Here is a 14,862-nt window from a genome sequence, read left to right on the forward strand (position 1 = left end):
CTCTCTCAGCTTTTTCCCTGCATCCGTGCAGGGCTCTTCCGTGCTTTTTAGCCGAGCAAATCTTCCGGCTTTTCAATGACGTAGTCGGCTTCGAATTCCTTGAATTCCTCGCGGTTTCCGTAGCCCCAGAGGACGGCGCAGCATGGAAGACCGGCTTTGTGGGCACCGATGATGTCGTGCTTTCGGTCTCCTATCATCAGGAGTTTTCCTTCCTGCTTTTCTTTTTCAAGCTTCTTTTCTTCTATTAAATAATTGATTATCTGAACTTTTTCGCCTCTTGTTTCCTCGACGTCAGCCCCGCTTACGAATTCAAAAAAGTCTGCGAGCTCAAACTTTTCAAGAATCCTGTCCGTAAAAATCTGTGGCTTGCTTGTCGCGACATAAAGGTGCTTTCCCTGGGCCTTGAGGGCTGTGAGACTTTCCCTGATTTTGGGATAGACTGTGTTTTCAAAAAGCCCCTTTTCGCTGAAATACTCGCGGTACTTTTTCATTGCCTCTCGCGCCTTTTCTTCTGAAAAGCCGAAGAAATCCCTGAAGGAATCCATGAGCGGCGGTCCGATGAATTTACGCAGGGTTGATTGGGGAACGTCATTTATTCCGTAGTAGGAGAGGGCGTACTGTGCCGAATTCATGATTCCCGGTCCTGATTCGGTGAGGGTCCCGTCAAGGTCAAAGAGCAAGTGGGTAAAGTCTTTAATTGCTTTCATTTTATATTTCCTTTTTGATGGTCTTTTTGCCGGCGGATTTTCTGTAATCCCTGGGCGACATTTTATAGAACTTCTTGAAAGTCTCTGCCATGTAGCTGGCTCCTGAAAAGCCCGTGATTTCCGCGATTTCTGCCATGCTCATGCTGCCGGTTTCAAGCAGGTCGGCGACCTTGCGGCTCCTGAACTGAAGCAGGTACTCAATCGGGGATTTTTCCGTGAGCCTCTTGAAAATCTGATTGCAGAGGCTCTGGCTCACACCGCCTGCCTGGCAGATGTCCTTGAGGGTGAGCTGGTCATTGTAGTGGGCGTCGATATAGGACATCATGGTCTTTAACTTAGCATTGTGGCTGTCACCGTCTTCGATGTGGTTTATGTGAACCCGGTAGGCGTCCGTAAAGCGGTGCATGACTATGTCCCAGAGCTCAAAAAAAGCCTTGGTAATCGTAAACTCGCTGGCATCCCTGTCACGGCACAAATCCCTGATGATGTGCTGGATTGCCGCCGCGTCATAGTCTTCTGCCTTAAAATGAATGAAGGGCACGCTTTTATCCGTGATAACTGGCTTTACCGCCTTTTCTTCGACAGCGGGAGTTGAGCAGATGATGCTTGGATGAAGGACTGCGATAAAATATCTTGTAACGCTGGTTTTCTGGGTAAAGGACCAGTGGATTCTGTCTGAATTGACGAAGAGGGTTTCTCCTTCCTTGAGGGTGATGTTCACTCCGTCTACGGAAAAGCCCATGTCGCCTGAATAAGCAGAAATGAATTCGATGTCATCATGATAGTGGGGAACCCGCTCCCATGTGCAGTTCTGGTAAATGTAGCCGTCGTGGATGTAGGCAGGAAAAGAATCATCATTGTAGTTGACGATTTCCGAGCCGTCCTTGCGCTTCATGATTATTCCGCATTTTTCCTTGTTCATTTTTTTACCTAACTTATTCTTGAAATAATAACAATCTTACATTTGATGTCGAAAATTGTTATCAAAATATGTAAAAAACATTGTTTTCTTACATTTTTTAAAGAAGTATAATCGCAAACAAAACAAAGTTCAATACAAAAAAAACGGAGGATTTGCTTTATGAATGAAGAAAACGCCATTGTGATGAAAAACGTCGTCAAGGAATTCAAGGTTCTCAACCGCCACGAAGGCCTTGCGGGCAGCCTCAAGGATTTGTTTTCCCGCGACTACAGGACTGTAAAAGCGGTGGATAATATCTCGATAAAGATAAAAGCGGGCGAGATTGTCGGTTATCTGGGGCCCAACGGAGCCGGAAAGTCCACGACAATCAAGATGATGACAGGCGTTCTGGAGCCAAGCCGGGGCCAGATTATTGTAAACGGCAATATTCCCTATAAAAACCGCACGAAAAATGCAGAAAATATAGGCGTCGTTTTCGGACAGCGCAGCCAGCTCTGGTGGTCACTTCCCCTGATTGAATCTTTCAAGCTCCTCAAGGAAATCTACATGATTCCGACAGAAGATTATAACAAAATGCTTGAGCTTTACCGGGAACTTGCGGATATCGATAACCTTTTGCACAAGCCTGTCCGCCAGATGTCGCTGGGGCAGAGGACTTTGAGTGACATCCTTGCGGCATTCCTGCATAATCCGAAAATCGTATTTCTTGATGAACCGACAATCGGACTTGACGTTTCTATGAAGGCAAGAATCCGAAACCTTATCAAGGGGCTGAATAAGGAAAAAAACACTACGGTAATCCTTACCACTCACGACATGGGGGACGTGGACGCTCTCTGCCAGAGGATTGTAATAATCGACCACGGAAGCATGGTTTACGACAATGACATCGAACACCTCAAGCGATATTTCGGTTCCTACCGCACCGTAAGGCTCAACATGGAAGGAATTGGCTGGAAGGAAATTTTGGTGGACGAGTCAAAAAACAACGTCATGTCCGTAATCTCTGAGTATCAGTCACGGGGCAACATAAAGGACATAAAAATTGAGGATATTTCCACTGAGGAAGTAATCAAGAAAATCTACGAAAACGCCGCGTCAAAAACAGCGTAAGGGATGGAGGTTTTTATGACATTGAACAGCTGTTTTGCCCTTGCCCGAATCGGCATAATGGAGCGGCTCAACTACCGGCTGAGTATCTTCGTCACTCTTTTCGGGAATCTGGTCTATCTGGTGCTGATTTATTTTCTCTGGAGTGCGATTTACGCTTCTTCTGGAACGGATGTCGTGAACGGAATGACCTTGAACGATACCCTCATTTATCTGGTACTTGCGACCGCGCTCTTCAATTTCCTTGAAGTCTTCCTTGTCTGGGAAATGAGCCGCGACATTCAGAGCGGAGGAATAGTGCTCAAACTTTTGAAGCCGATGAGTTTCCGCCGCTACAGCTTCTGGTCTTTTTTCGGCGAGAACATCGTCTCCTTCTTTCTGACTTTCCTGCCGACTTTCATAATCATAAACGTCCTGACCAGGGGTTCGATTCCGATGGGACTGAATCTGGTTTTCTTTATGATTTCGGTTTTGCTGGCACTTAACATCAATTTCAGCGTGGACATGATTGTGGCGACAATCTGCCTTCACACGGAATCCACCTGGGGAATCAACATGGTAAAGGAATGCATCGTACTCCTTCTTTCCGGGGCATCGATTCCACTTGCTTTCTTCCCGGAAAAACTTCGTGCCGTGGTTCAGCTACTGCCATTCCGCTGCATTTACGACACGCCGCTGAGCATCCTGCTCCAAAAAGAAGGCTATACGGTTGAAAGCGGGGTATTTTCTGCCCTTTTGATGCAGCTTTTCTGGTTCGCCGCCCTTGCCTTGCTTGGAAGCATCTTCTGGAAATTTTCGCTCAAAAAAATCACTGTAAACGGAGGCTAGGTTATGACTTTAAGGGGAAAAAGGGGACTGAGGTTCTATCTCAGCATTTACAGAAAGATTCTTGTTCAGGATTTAAAAAGCAAGATGAGTTACCGGGCCGACTTCATAATTTCGACAATCGGAATGATTGTGTCTAACCTGGTCGGATTCGTGACCTTCTATATTCTTTTCAGCAATTTTCCGTCGATAAACGGCTGGACCATGTATGAAATGCTCTTCCTTTACGGATTTTCACTTCTGGCACTCACTCCGGTTCAGTGCTTCTTTGACAACAACTGGAATCTGCGTCATCTTGTGAAGTCCGGGGATTTCATAAAATACTGTTTCCGACCCATAAACATGTTTTTTTACTTCATTTCGGAAGTTTTTGACGTGAAGGGGCTGGGACAGCTCGTGTTCGGAGGCGGAACTTTAGTCTATGCCTGGCACCACCTTGGAATTCCGGTGAATTTCATGACGATTTGCCAGACGCTTCTCTTTCTTTTTGCGGCGTCACTTTTTATGATTGCAATAATGAATTTTGCGGCTGCGACCTGCTTCTGGATTCAGAATTCTGGCTATGTAATGGTAATCATGTTCCGATTCAAGGATTTTGCAAAATATCCGGCAAGCATTTTCAGCACGGTTTTCAGGTTCGTATTCACTTTTGTGATTCCGATTGCATTCATTGCCTACTATCCGTCGCTCGTGCTGTTGCGCCCGGACTCAATCCCGCTGCTTTCATGGCTTTCGCCTTTGCTCGGACTTGTATTTTTCTATCTGAGCTATAGGTTCTGGATGCTTGGAGCTAGGAAATACGATGGCACGGGCTCATAACAACAAAAAAAGAGGCCTTCCAATGAAGCCCTCTCTTTGCTTATCACCCACATCCGTGTGGGTATTATCTTAGAAACTAGTGATGGAACAGTCTTATTCCGTTAAAGCACATAACCATGTTGTACTTGTCGGCTGTTTCGATTACCTGGTCGTCACGGACTGAACCGCCCGGCTGAGCTACTACTGTAACGCCGCTCTTTCTTGCTCGCTCGATGTTGTCACCAAACGGGAAGAAGGCGTCTGAACCGACTGCTACGTTTGTGTTCTTGTCGAGCCAAGCGCGTTTTTCTTCGCGTGTGAAGACTTCCGGCTTTACCTTGAAGATGTTCTGCCATTTGCCTTCGGCAAGAACGTCCTCGTATTCATCACCGATGTAAACGTCGATTGCATTGTCGCGGTCAGCTCGCTTGATTCCGTCTACGAACTGGAGGCCGAGGACTTTCGGGCTCTGGCGCAGCCACCAGTTGTCAGCTTTCTGACCTGCAAGTCGTGTACAGTGAACGCGGCTCTGCTGGCCTGCTCCGATACCGATTGCCTGTCCGTCCTTTACATAGCAGACTGAGTTTGACTGGGTGTATTTGAGTGTAATCAGCGCGATAATCAGGTTGTGCTTGTCATCTTCGCTGAGAGTTTTGTTTTTTGTAACGATGTTTGAAAGGCATGATTCGTCAATCTTGAGGAAATTGTGTCCCTGCTCGAATTTTACGCCGAAAACCTGCTTTACTTCTGTTGCAGGCGGAACGTAATTTGGGTCAATCTGGATTACACAGTAGTTTCCGTTCTTTTTTGCCTTGAGGATTTCAAGAGCCTTTGGTGAATAGCCAGGTGCTACGATACCGTCAGAAACTTCCTTTTTAATCAAAAGGGCTGTAGCCTCGTCACATTCATCGCTCAAAGATATGAAATCTCCGAAAGAGCTCATTCGGTCTGCTCCGCGGGCGCGTGCATAAGCAGAAGCAAGTGGTGTAAGTTCAACGCCGTCTGTAAAGTAAATGGCTTTGAGCGTGTCAGAAAGTGGCTTTCCGACAGCGGCACCGGCAGGACTTACGTGCTTAAAGCTTGTAGCTGCTGGAAGGCCAGTTGCTTCCTTGAGTTCCTTTACAAGCTGCCAGCCGTTGAGTGCGTCGAGCAGGTTGATATATCCCGGTCTTCCGTTCAAAACAGTGATTGGAAGATCGCCTTCGTCTACGTAAACCTTTGCAGGCTTCTGGTTTGGATTACATCCGTATTTAAGTTCGAGTTCTTTCATACGGCAAAGAATAGCAGAAAATGGCAATATTTTCAATTATAATTTAAATCTCAAAAGTGAGTAAAATTTGATAAAATGTGGATAAAATGTTAAAATAAACTTTAAGGAGCTTTTATGAATAAACTTATCAAAAAACTTTTCCCGATTTTCATCCTTCTTTCCGGCACTTTTGCCTTTGCTCAGGAAATTTCAGAAGACTCTGCCGCTGAAAAGTCAACTCCTTCCTTCGGCCAGAATCTTGCAAGCTTAACAAGTCACCGCTTTATCGAAATCCGGGGCGCCATGCCATTTTTCCCCATGCTCACGACTCACGGTGTGGTACAGTCTTTTGTCGTCGGTTTTGCTGACGTTTTTGGTTCTGCTTTTGCAGTTGACGGAAATTATGACAGCACTCTTCCTAAATTCGCCACCGACCTGAACCTTACGATTTTCCCGCCGATTTCAAATCAGCGCTGGGGCTTCATGCTGGGAGCGGCTCTTGATTCATGGGAGGGGTCCCGCAAGCAGTCAGACGGCCGCATCAAGGACGAGACCATTTCGATGAATTTTTACTACATCGGTGCCCATGCTGATTACGGCCATTTTGTCTTCAGTGACATCGGCACCCGCATTTCTCTTTATGGTGAAATCTGTATCGGCTGGCTCAATTACGTCGATGACGAGGACAAAAAGCTTAATTTCTGCTTTGACGTCTGTCCCTTCGGAATCCAGTTCTGCCCCGAAAAGCACATCGGAATCTACTTTGAAATCCCTCATTTTGGCGGCAGACCCTTCTTCCAGACAGGCATTTCTTTAGGACTTTAGCCTTCAAGAATCAAATCAACTGCTTCGGCTTCGGTCGCTTTAATCAAATCGGCTGGAGCGAGTGCAATCTGCTCGCCCCTCATTCCCGCGCTCACATAGATCTTTTCATGGCTCAGGGCTGACTCATCGATAAAAGTCGGGAATTTCTTTTTCATTCCAAGCGGTGAACAGCCCCCTCGGATATAGCCTGTGAGGGCCAGAAGTTCATCCGGCTTTACAGGATTTATTTCCTTTGCTCCGCATGCGTTTCTTGCCTTTTTGAGGTTGATTTCGTGAAGGGCGCTCTGGCAGAAAACGAATACCTGCTTTGTCTCACTTCTCATTACGATTGTCTTGAAACAGGCGGCTGGATTTATGCCCAGTTTCTCTGCTGTCTTAGTTGCCGCTCCCCGGCTGAGTTCGTGCTCTCCGTCGTCATCATAAGAGAGAGTTTCATATTTGATTTTAAGGCCGTCCAAAATTCGCATTGCGTTAGTTTTTTTCATTTTCTTTTCCTTAATGTTTATGTTATAGTTAAATTGAAAGTAATAATAATTATACAGATTGCACTGATTATTTAAATATAATTCGTGTCCTTTCCTTTGGAGTTACTATGTCACAGAACATTGCCGAGGTCTTTTCAAATTTTTCTCAGAAGTTATCCCGATTCAATAAATCTCCAGATGCAGTAAGAGTCCCTTCCCCGGAAAAGGTCAGGAATGGTTATATAGAAGAAAAACTCCGCGAGCGTGGCGAAAAACTCCGTTCTTCCGTGGTTTCGACCTACAAGGTTTTCCGCGCTCCCTTTGAGGCTTTGGGAGAACAGTCAGACCGGGCCGCTTCAATCGACAAGGACGAGCAGAACCTTCTCAAGGCCTACAATCTCTTCAAATCCTGCATGGACATAGACAAGGAAAATCAGGACGAAATCGGTGCCACCCACATCAGGAACGTGGAGATTCATTCCCCCCTTGCAGAAAAAGCCAGCTACACCCAGGGCGGTCAGTTCATCTATCTTCTTTGCTGGCTTCATTTTGAGCAGAATTGTCAGGAATTTTTCCCCTTTTTTAAGGAAATTGAAAGCCATAATGTGCTATGCTTTTCTCGGGCTGAGACTTTCCAATTTTCAGATTCACATGAAAAGGAAATCTTCGAACTTGTCAAGGCGGAGTTTTATTCATGACAAAAGATTTAACCATAGGACATCCGTTAAGAATCATCTTCAATTTTGCGGTTCCTGTATTTTTTGGCTATCTCTTCCAGCAGTTTTACAATCTTGTCGATACAATCATCGTCGGACAGTTTCTTGGCGTTGATGCCCTTGCCGCCGTCGGTTCAACTGGCAGCCTCAACTTTTTCATCATCGGTTTCTGCATGGGAGTCTGCTCGGGCTTTGCCATTCCTGTTGCCCAGCGTTTCGGTGCCGGTGATTATTCTTCAATGCGTCAATTCATTTTCAATTCATGGATTTTAGTCCTCATTTTTTCACTTGTTATTACCAGCCTTTCAGTGATTTTCTGCCGCGAAATGCTGGTCTTCCTCAAGACGCCGGAAAACATTTTGGACATGTCATATTCTTACTTCGTGATTATTCTTGCGGGAATCCCGGTCGCTTTCTTCTATAATATACTTTCTGGCATAATCCGATCCGTAGGCGACTCAAAGACACCTCTCTATTTTCTCATCATTTCTGCCTGCCTCAACATCGCCCTTGACCTGCTTTTTATCGCGGTCCTTAAAATGGGAATTCCGGGTGCGGCCTATGCGACTGTAATTTCCCAGGCTTTTTCGGGCATCCTTTGTTTCTTTTATATGCGGGCAAAATTTGAAGTCCTCCGCCTCAAAAAAGAAGAAAAAGTTCCATCCCTCAAAAAATGCCTTGCCCTGCTTGGAATAGGCGTTCCAATGGGACTTCAGTATTCAATCACTGCAATCGGTTCTGTAATCCTTCAAAGCTCAGTCAACGTTTTGGGCTCGGTTTATGTCGCTTCAATGGCTACGGCTCAAAAAATCAGCATTTTCTTCTCGGTACCATTCGACGCCCTGGGCACGACAATGGCAACTTACGGCGGTCAGAACGTGGGAGCTCAAAAAATCGAACGCCTCAATCCGGGCCTTTTCTGGGGCAGCGCAATCGGCTTCGTCTGGTCTTTTATGGCACTTGCGATTCTTTTCTTCTTTACGGACAATCTGGCTGTCCTTTTCATCAGCAAAACTGAATCTCCGGAGACTACGGCATTCGTTATCCGGCACGTTTTTTACTTCCTCATGGCCAACGGCTGCACTTACTGGCTTCTCACTCTGGTCAACGTCGTACGCTTCATGATTCAGGGCATGGGATTTTCACGGCTCGCTATTTTTGCAGGAGTTTTTGAGCTTATCGGGCGCGGTGTGATTGGTCTTGTTTTCGTTCCGCTTTTGGGATTCCAGGGAGCATGTCTTGCAAGCCCTCTTGCCTGGGTGCTTGCCGATGCCTTTCTCGTTCCCGCATACTTTTCTTGCAGACGAAAACTCATTACAATGTATGGAATTGATAAAGCTTCCAAATGAAAACTATTAAATATCAGGTATTTTTTATAGTTCTCGCAGGTATTTTTACGGCTTCAGTCGTCATCGGCGGATTCGGTGTCTTCTGGTCAAGCACGGCCGTAAAGCGAAGTTCTGCAAAAATTCTTGATTTGATGGCTCAGGCCCAGACAGTCGGTCTCGATTCCATGTTCTTTGAGGTGGAGCAGTCTTCAACGGTTTTAGCCCATTATGTCCGCACTGAGCTCGAAAATATCGGTGATTTGGCCAACGAAGCAAAATTTTCCGGCTATTTTTCTCATCTTGTGGATCTTTCCCATTACATTTCCAGATGTACCGCTCCTGCAATGGCACTTTATGTCAAATTCTCTCCTAAACTCACAAATGAGACCAAGAGTTTCCTCTGGCGCAAAAAGGACGGCATCCTCATTCAGGATTCATTGAAAAATTTCCCGATTCCTGATTTGGATTTTGACAACAGCTGGTATTACCATGACGGACTTTTTAGAAATGGTGTCTGGACTGCCCCCTATTATAATGAAGATTTTAATGAGTATGTCATTTCCTATGGTATTCCGGTCTTCAAAGATGAAAAACTGATTGCCCTGGTCGGAATGGACATTGATTTTGATGACATCGCATCCGTTGTAAATTCAATCACTATCTATAACTCAGGCTATGCTTTCTTGACGGACGAAAGTTTTAAAGTCGTTTACCACCGTTCGGTTCCGGCAGGTACAAAGCTTTTTGAATATTCCCGGGACTTTAAGCTGATTGAGAACAGTGAGCTGAATTCCAGCTTTTACGAGTACAAAAACAATGGCAAGAAATACCGCATGCTTTATAAGGAGCTTGAAAGCGACCTTCTGCTTGTGGTCAGCGTTCCTGCCGAAGAAATTGACCATGAGCGCACCAAGCTGATTTACAGCCTGATAATTTCCGTGATTGTGATTTCCCTGCTCGTATCTTTGTGGAGCGTGTGGATGTCTGATAAATTCACTCGGCCGCTCAAAAAACTTTCATTCTATGCAAAAAACATCATTGCCGGTGTTTACGACGTTGAATTCGACTTCAAGAGCAATGATGAAGTGGGCGAGCTCACAGGAAATTTTGCCTTCATGGCCAAGTCCCTCAAGAGGCAGTTTGAATATATCAACAATCTTGCCTATCTTGATGCGATGACAGGCGTAAAAAACAAGCGTGCCTACATCGACGCCCGCGATGAAATGAATGAAAAAATCAGGAGAAACAAGGTTTCCAACCTGGCTCTGGAGTTCGGAGTTATCGTTTTTGACGTCAACAACCTCAAGAACATAAACGATTCATTCGGACACAAAGCTGGCGACCTTTTGATAAAGTGTGCCTGCAACTTAATCAGCAAGACTTTCATTTACAGCACGATATACCGTATCGGCGGCGATGAATTCGTAGCAATCATCACTGGAAAAGATTTCGAAAACAAGGAAGAACTGCTTGCCGACCTGCGCCTTGAAATGGCAATGCCTGTCGCAGAAAAGAACGAAGCCTTCGAAAGAATCTCAATCGCTTCCGGCCTTGCAGTCTATGACCCAAAATCAGACGAAGATTTCCAGTCAGTCTTCGAGCGAGCCGACGGCGAAATGTACAAATCCAAAATCGCCATGAAGGGTGGCCGCGGACTGGTAAGATAGCGGGAAAATTCCTTAATCTATGAAAATCTGCCTGCCATTTATAATTGTACAAAGCCGTTAAAAACAGTATTATTTAATCTGATTTAAGGAGATAAAGATAAAAAGCAGCCAGAAATATTGTCTGCTTTTTATCATGACAAGTTTCCGTTGGAAACTTGCTTCATTAACTGCCGCTTCTCATTTCATTGCGAAGTGGCATTAAAAAGTCAATCGAATGTTGAAACATTCTTCTTGACTTTTTATAGGAGATATAAATGGCAGACACAATGCATGCTTTGGAAAAAAATCCAAACTGGAAAGGCCGCCGTGGTCCTGTAGTTCTCGTAATTATGGACGGCGTTGGATATGGAAAATACGAAGAGGGTGATGCAGTTAAAGCTTCAAAAATGAAGTACCTCGACTGGTTCACAAAAAACTGCCCTCACACTCAGCTCAAGGCTCACGGTACAGCCGTAGGTCTTCCTACTGATGACGACATGGGTAACTCTGAGGTTGGACACAACGCTATGGGTTGTGGCCGCGTATTCGCTCAGGGTGCTAAGCTTGTTGGTGAGTCTATTTCTTCTGGCAGCATGTTCCAGGGTGCAACTTGGAAAAAGCTCGTAAAGAATGTTCAGGACAAAAACTCTACATTCCACCTTATTGGTCTTGTTTCTGACGGAAACGTTCACTCTCACATTGATCACCTTAAGGCTATGATTACTCAGGCTCACAAAGAAGGTGTAAAGACTTTGCGCGTACACGCACTTTTGGACGGACGTGATGTTCCTCCAACATCTGCTCTTGAATATTTTGAACCTCTTGAAAAATTCCTTGCTGAATTCAGCGATGTAGACTATCAGATTGCTTCTGGTGGTGGACGTATGTACATCACTATGGACCGCTACGGTGCAGATTGGAGCATGGTTGAGCGCGGATGGCACGCTCATGTTCTTGCTGACGGCCGTCAGTTCGCTTCTGCTACTGAAGCTATCAATACATACCGTAACGAAAACGCTGGCCTTCTCGACCAGGATATGCACGAGTTCGTAATTGCAAAAGACGGAAAACCTGTCGGACCAATCGTAGACGGCGACAGCGTAATCTTCTTCAACTTCCGTGGTGACCGCTCTCTTGAAATTACTGCAGCATTCGAAGAAGACAACTTCCCACACTTTGACCGCGTACGCCGCCCGGCTGTTGAATATGCAGGCATGATGGAATACGACGGTGATAACCACAAGCCGGCTCAGTTCCTCGTAAACCCACCAAGCATTGACCGCACAATGGGTGAATATCTTACAAAGACTGGTGTTCATCTTATGGCAATTTCTGAAACTCAGAAATACGGTCACGTTACATACTTCTTCAACGGTAACCGCCCTGGTGAATTCGACAAGAATCTTGAAACATATATCGAAGTTCCATCTGATGTTGTTCCATTCGAGCAGCGCCCATGGATGAAATGTGCAGAAATTACTGACAAGGTAATCGAAGCTATCGAAAGCGGAAAATATGATCACATCCGTCTCAACTACCCTAACGGTGATATGGTTGGACACACTGGTGTATTCAACGCTGTTGTATGTTCTATGGAAGGTATGGACCTTCAGCTTGGACGTCTTAAGGCAGCTATCGAAAAGGCAGGCGGTATCCTCTGTCTTACAGCTGACCACGGAAACTCAGACGATATGTACGAGCACAAGAAAGACGGTTCAGTTGCTATAGGTGCAGACGGCGAGCCAAAGCCAAAGACATCTCACTCATTGAACCCGGTTCCAGGCATCATCTACGATCCAGAATACAAGGGCGAGTATGATCTCGAGTTGAACAGCGGTCTTGGAATCTCAAGCTGGCCTGCAACACTCATGACTTTGATGGGATTCGTTCCACCAACAGATTACGATAAGTCAATGGTAAATCTTAAATAATTAAGGACTTGGATTGCCGTACTTGATATGGCAATCCTTTTTCTGTTATAATTGATTCACATTTTTTCAAGGAGAATTGTATGAGACTTGCACGACGCTTCCGCCCATTGGTTAGCAACAAAACAACACGAGCTAACAGCAAAAAACAGTCAAAAAGACTTGCTGCTAACTACGCTCTTCTCGCAGCATTGGCTGCAACTGATTCTAAATCAAAAAAATAAGTTTGATTAAATCGAGAATCCGTCTCAAGTCGAGACGGATTTTTTTTTGTCTAGAGAAAATACTTGATGAGCGCGAGCTGCGGCAAAACAACTACCGCAAAGAATGCGAGGCTTATCCATGTGAAAGTCTTGATGAATGCAAAAACTTTTCCCGGATATTCCCTCATGTAAAGCCTGAGATTGATTACGCTTGCAAGGCTTCCAATCAGAGAACACAAGCCAGCGCTGTCCAAACCGTAAAGAAGGGCACGGAGATTCGTAGAGAAAGGATAAAGAACGATGCTTGCAGGAACGTTTGAAATCACCTGGCTCAAAAGAATACTCCAGATATATTCATGACCTGCGACTGAGCGCTCAAGGAAGCCCGAAATTGCCGGATGACGGCAGATTGAAGACGAGAAGGTAAAGAAACAGAGGAAGGTGAGCAGAAGAACGTAATCTGTTTTGACGAGAATCTTCCGGTCGCCAATCAAAAGCGTAATGAATACAAGACCGAGCACGACAGGGTAGTAATGAGTGCGTGTTACAATCGAAGCAACGACAATCACAAAAAGCACCTGATACATGATTCGCCTTTTATGGTGTGTTTTTTTTGCTGTTTCAGGTTCTGAGACAATTTCTTCCTTAATCTCAATCTTTTCCTTTGAATTTTTACGATACAGAATCGAAATGAATATATATAGAAGAAAAGCGCTGAAAATCCAAAGTGGAGCCATCATCTTCATGAATTCCGGCGTTGAAATGCCGCTCTTTGCATAAAGAAAGAGGTTCTGCGGGCTTCCGAAAGGAGTTAAAAGCGAGCCACGGATTGCGGCGATGTTTTCAAAAGTGAGGACGGGAAGAATGTATTTTTCCTGACCGCCAGCCCGGAACATTATTATTGTAAGCGGAACGAAAATAATCAGCGAAACGTCGTTTGTGACGAACATTGACGAGAAAAAGACGCAGTAGACAAAAAAGACAGTGAGGGTCTTCATCGATGAAAGGTTTTTTGTCCTTTTCAAAAGCGGCTCAAAGATGTTTTCGCTTTTAAATCCCTCCAGAACGGAAAGCAGCATGAAAAGCGTTGCAAGAGTGCGCCAGTTGATGTCGTGCAGAAGTTCCTTTGATGGCGGAGTGATGAAAAGTGATATGATTGCCACCGCAAGCGACACGGAAAGCATGATGTCTTTTTTGAAAAGATTCTTTAACCAGATAGCAAATTTACGCATGAAAAGATAATAGCACAAAGAAAAGTGTGTGAAAATAACCACTGATTGCTCATTTCTCATTCCTAATCTATAATTAGTGTATGTACTATTACGGAATTGATTACACTTATCTGATTTTTGTTATTCCCGCTCTTCTGCTCAGTTTGTGGGCCAGTGCGGCTGTAAAATCACGTTTTGCAAAATATGACAGAATCCGCACCCAGCGCGGAGTTACCGGAGCCCAGGCGGCTGCAATCCTGCTCCGTGCAAACGGTATCACCGACGTTAAAATCGAACATATCCACGGAAATTTAACCGACAACTACAATCCTGTTACAAAAATACTGAGCCTCAGTGACTCAACCTATTCAAGCACCTCGATTGCGGCAGTTGGAGTTGCAGCCCACGAAACAGGCCACGCAATCCAGCACAACGTCGGCTATTTTCCTCTCAATTTCCGCCGCGCCCTTGTTCCTGTAGCAAACCTGGGTTCCCGGCTTGGCCCCCTTATGGTCTTGATTGGAATCGGTTTCGGGGCATCGGCTTATGCAGAAGGCCGCCTCCCGGTTTTGCAGTTGGTTACAGACATCGGCCTCCTTCTTTTTGCCGGCGCTACGCTTTTTTACCTTGTAACCCTTCCTGTCGAGTTCGATGCTTCCCGCCGGGCCCTTAAAATCCTCAAGGAAGCCGGTGTTTTTGTAGATAAAAAAGAACTTTCGGGCGCAAGGAGCGTTCTCTGGGCTGCAGCCATGACTTACGTCGCCAGTGCGCTCAGTGCAATCGCATCGTTCGTGCGTATTCTCCTGATTGCAAACCGCGGAAGAAGAAGAGATTAAGGGGGAAAGCCTTCCCCCTGCGTCGCACTTCGTTGCGCCGACACCCCCTTCTGCGGGTACGGTTCAGGCGCAGCCTTCACCGAGACTCGCTCAA

The 14,862-nt window shown here is 45.5% G+C and carries 15 protein-coding genes; 10 read left to right on the forward strand and 5 right to left on the reverse strand.

What is annotated here, in order from left to right; genetic code table 11:
- Positions 1-47: 47 nt before the first annotated feature.
- Together HNP76_RS06905 and HNP76_RS06910 are read right to left on the reverse strand one after the other, a co-directional pair.
- Positions 48-707, reverse strand: coding sequence for an HAD hydrolase-like protein (locus HNP76_RS06905; RefSeq protein ID WP_184658879.1), 660 nt, complete (start codon positions 705-707; stop codon positions 48-50).
- Position 708: 1 nt separating this feature from the next.
- The gene (locus HNP76_RS06910) at positions 709-1,629 is read right to left on the reverse strand and encodes an AraC family transcriptional regulator (RefSeq protein ID WP_184658881.1); all 921 of its coding nucleotides are present in this window, start codon (positions 1,627-1,629) and stop codon (positions 709-711) included.
- Positions 1,630-1,788: 159 nt separating this feature from the next.
- Between HNP76_RS06910 and HNP76_RS06915 the strand changes: the two genes are divergently transcribed.
- From HNP76_RS06915 to HNP76_RS06925, 3 genes are read left to right on the forward strand one after another with little or no spacing between them, the layout of a single operon-like run.
- Entirely contained in the window at positions 1,789-2,742 is a 954-nt protein-coding gene (locus HNP76_RS06915) for an ABC transporter ATP-binding protein (protein ID WP_184658883.1), read from the forward strand.
- Between the two features lie 15 nt (positions 2,743-2,757).
- A complete protein-coding gene (locus tag HNP76_RS06920; RefSeq protein WP_184658885.1) occupies positions 2,758-3,567 on the forward strand; it encodes an ABC transporter permease in 810 nt (269 codons plus the stop codon).
- Between the two features lie 3 nt (positions 3,568-3,570).
- Positions 3,571-4,383, forward strand: a complete 813-nt coding sequence (locus HNP76_RS06925; protein ID WP_184658887.1) for an ABC transporter permease — start codon at positions 3,571-3,573, stop codon at positions 4,381-4,383.
- Between the two features lie 76 nt (positions 4,384-4,459).
- Here HNP76_RS06925 and HNP76_RS06930 read toward each other — a convergent pair whose 3' ends face one another.
- Positions 4,460-5,632, reverse strand: coding sequence for a phosphoribosylaminoimidazolecarboxamide formyltransferase (locus tag HNP76_RS06930; protein WP_184658889.1), 1,173 nt, complete (start codon positions 5,630-5,632; stop codon positions 4,460-4,462).
- Between the two features lie 114 nt (positions 5,633-5,746).
- Between HNP76_RS06930 and HNP76_RS06935 the strand changes: the two genes are divergently transcribed.
- Positions 5,747-6,436, forward strand: a complete 690-nt coding sequence (locus HNP76_RS06935) for a hypothetical protein (RefSeq protein WP_184658891.1) — start codon at positions 5,747-5,749, stop codon at positions 6,434-6,436.
- On the opposite strand, the gene ybaK is transcribed toward HNP76_RS06935, so the two are convergent.
- On the reverse strand, positions 6,433-6,921 hold the full coding sequence (ybaK, locus tag HNP76_RS06940) for a Cys-tRNA(Pro) deacylase (RefSeq protein ID WP_184658893.1): 489 nt from the start codon (positions 6,919-6,921) through the stop codon (positions 6,433-6,435). The genes HNP76_RS06935 and ybaK overlap by 4 nt on opposite strands.
- 107 nt (positions 6,922-7,028) lie before the next feature.
- On the opposite strand from ybaK, the gene HNP76_RS06945 reads away from it, so the two are divergent.
- The 5 genes from HNP76_RS06945 to HNP76_RS06965 all read left to right on the forward strand — a co-directional run bounded on the left by HNP76_RS06945 (position 7,029) and on the right by HNP76_RS06965 (position 12,742).
- Positions 7,029-7,598 carry a hypothetical protein gene (locus HNP76_RS06945; protein ID WP_184658896.1) on the forward strand — a complete coding sequence of 190 codons (570 nt, stop codon included), beginning with the start codon at positions 7,029-7,031 and terminating at the stop codon, positions 7,596-7,598.
- The gene (locus tag HNP76_RS06950; protein ID WP_184658898.1) at positions 7,595-8,965 is read left to right on the forward strand and encodes an MATE family efflux transporter; all 1,371 of its coding nucleotides are present in this window, start codon (positions 7,595-7,597) and stop codon (positions 8,963-8,965) included. Before HNP76_RS06945 ends, HNP76_RS06950 begins: the two co-directional genes overlap by 4 nt.
- Positions 8,962-10,611: a sensor domain-containing diguanylate cyclase gene (locus HNP76_RS06955; RefSeq protein ID WP_184658900.1), complete on the forward strand. Its 1,650-nt coding sequence runs from the start codon at positions 8,962-8,964 to the stop codon at positions 10,609-10,611. Before HNP76_RS06950 ends, HNP76_RS06955 begins: the two co-directional genes overlap by 4 nt.
- Positions 10,612-10,865: 254 nt before the next feature.
- A complete protein-coding gene (gpmI, locus tag HNP76_RS06960; RefSeq protein WP_184658902.1) occupies positions 10,866-12,521 on the forward strand; it encodes a 2,3-bisphosphoglycerate-independent phosphoglycerate mutase in 1,656 nt (551 codons plus the stop codon).
- 80 nt (positions 12,522-12,601) lie between these two features.
- Positions 12,602-12,742, forward strand: coding sequence for a hypothetical protein (locus HNP76_RS06965; RefSeq protein WP_184658904.1), 141 nt, complete (start codon positions 12,602-12,604; stop codon positions 12,740-12,742).
- 50 nt (positions 12,743-12,792) lie between these two features.
- Here the strand turns inward: HNP76_RS06965 and HNP76_RS06970 are convergent, their stop codons facing one another.
- On the reverse strand, positions 12,793-13,953 hold the full coding sequence (locus HNP76_RS06970) for an SLC13 family permease (RefSeq protein WP_184658906.1): 1,161 nt from the start codon (positions 13,951-13,953) through the stop codon (positions 12,793-12,795).
- Between the two features lie 80 nt (positions 13,954-14,033).
- Here HNP76_RS06970 and HNP76_RS06975 point away from each other — a divergent pair, with 80 nt between their 5' ends.
- A complete protein-coding gene (locus HNP76_RS06975; protein WP_184658908.1) occupies positions 14,034-14,768 on the forward strand; it encodes a zinc metallopeptidase in 735 nt (244 codons plus the stop codon).
- The last annotated feature ends 94 nt before the right edge of the window (positions 14,769-14,862 follow it).

Origin of the sequence: Treponema ruminis (assembly GCF_014201975.1) — a bacterium.
Lineage (GTDB): Bacteria > Spirochaetota > Spirochaetia > Treponematales > Treponemataceae > Treponema_D > Treponema_D ruminis.

Coding starts and splice junctions, on each gene's coding strand:
- gpmI (WP_184658902.1), top strand. CDS start 10,866: ATGGCAGACACAATGCATGCTTTGGAAAAAAATCCAAACTGGAAAGGC.
- HNP76_RS06930 (WP_184658889.1), bottom strand. CDS start 5,632: ATGAAAGAACTCGAACTTAAATACGGATGTAATCCAAACCAGAAGCCT.
- HNP76_RS06920 (WP_184658885.1), top strand. CDS start 2,758: ATGACATTGAACAGCTGTTTTGCCCTTGCCCGAATCGGCATAATGGAG.
- HNP76_RS06965 (WP_184658904.1), top strand. CDS start 12,602: ATGAGACTTGCACGACGCTTCCGCCCATTGGTTAGCAACAAAACAACA.
- HNP76_RS06935 (WP_184658891.1), top strand. CDS start 5,747: ATGAATAAACTTATCAAAAAACTTTTCCCGATTTTCATCCTTCTTTCC.
- ybaK (WP_184658893.1), bottom strand. CDS start 6,921: ATGAAAAAAACTAACGCAATGCGAATTTTGGACGGCCTTAAAATCAAA.
- HNP76_RS06955 (WP_184658900.1), top strand. CDS start 8,962: ATGAAAACTATTAAATATCAGGTATTTTTTATAGTTCTCGCAGGTATT.
- HNP76_RS06975 (WP_184658908.1), top strand. CDS start 14,034: ATGTACTATTACGGAATTGATTACACTTATCTGATTTTTGTTATTCCC.
- HNP76_RS06910 (WP_184658881.1), bottom strand. CDS start 1,629: ATGAACAAGGAAAAATGCGGAATAATCATGAAGCGCAAGGACGGCTCG.
- HNP76_RS06970 (WP_184658906.1), bottom strand. CDS start 13,953: ATGCGTAAATTTGCTATCTGGTTAAAGAATCTTTTCAAAAAAGACATC.
- HNP76_RS06945 (WP_184658896.1), top strand. CDS start 7,029: ATGTCACAGAACATTGCCGAGGTCTTTTCAAATTTTTCTCAGAAGTTA.
- HNP76_RS06950 (WP_184658898.1), top strand. CDS start 7,595: ATGACAAAAGATTTAACCATAGGACATCCGTTAAGAATCATCTTCAAT.
- HNP76_RS06915 (WP_184658883.1), top strand. CDS start 1,789: ATGAATGAAGAAAACGCCATTGTGATGAAAAACGTCGTCAAGGAATTC.
- HNP76_RS06905 (WP_184658879.1), bottom strand. CDS start 707: ATGAAAGCAATTAAAGACTTTACCCACTTGCTCTTTGACCTTGACGGG.
- HNP76_RS06925 (WP_184658887.1), top strand. CDS start 3,571: ATGACTTTAAGGGGAAAAAGGGGACTGAGGTTCTATCTCAGCATTTAC.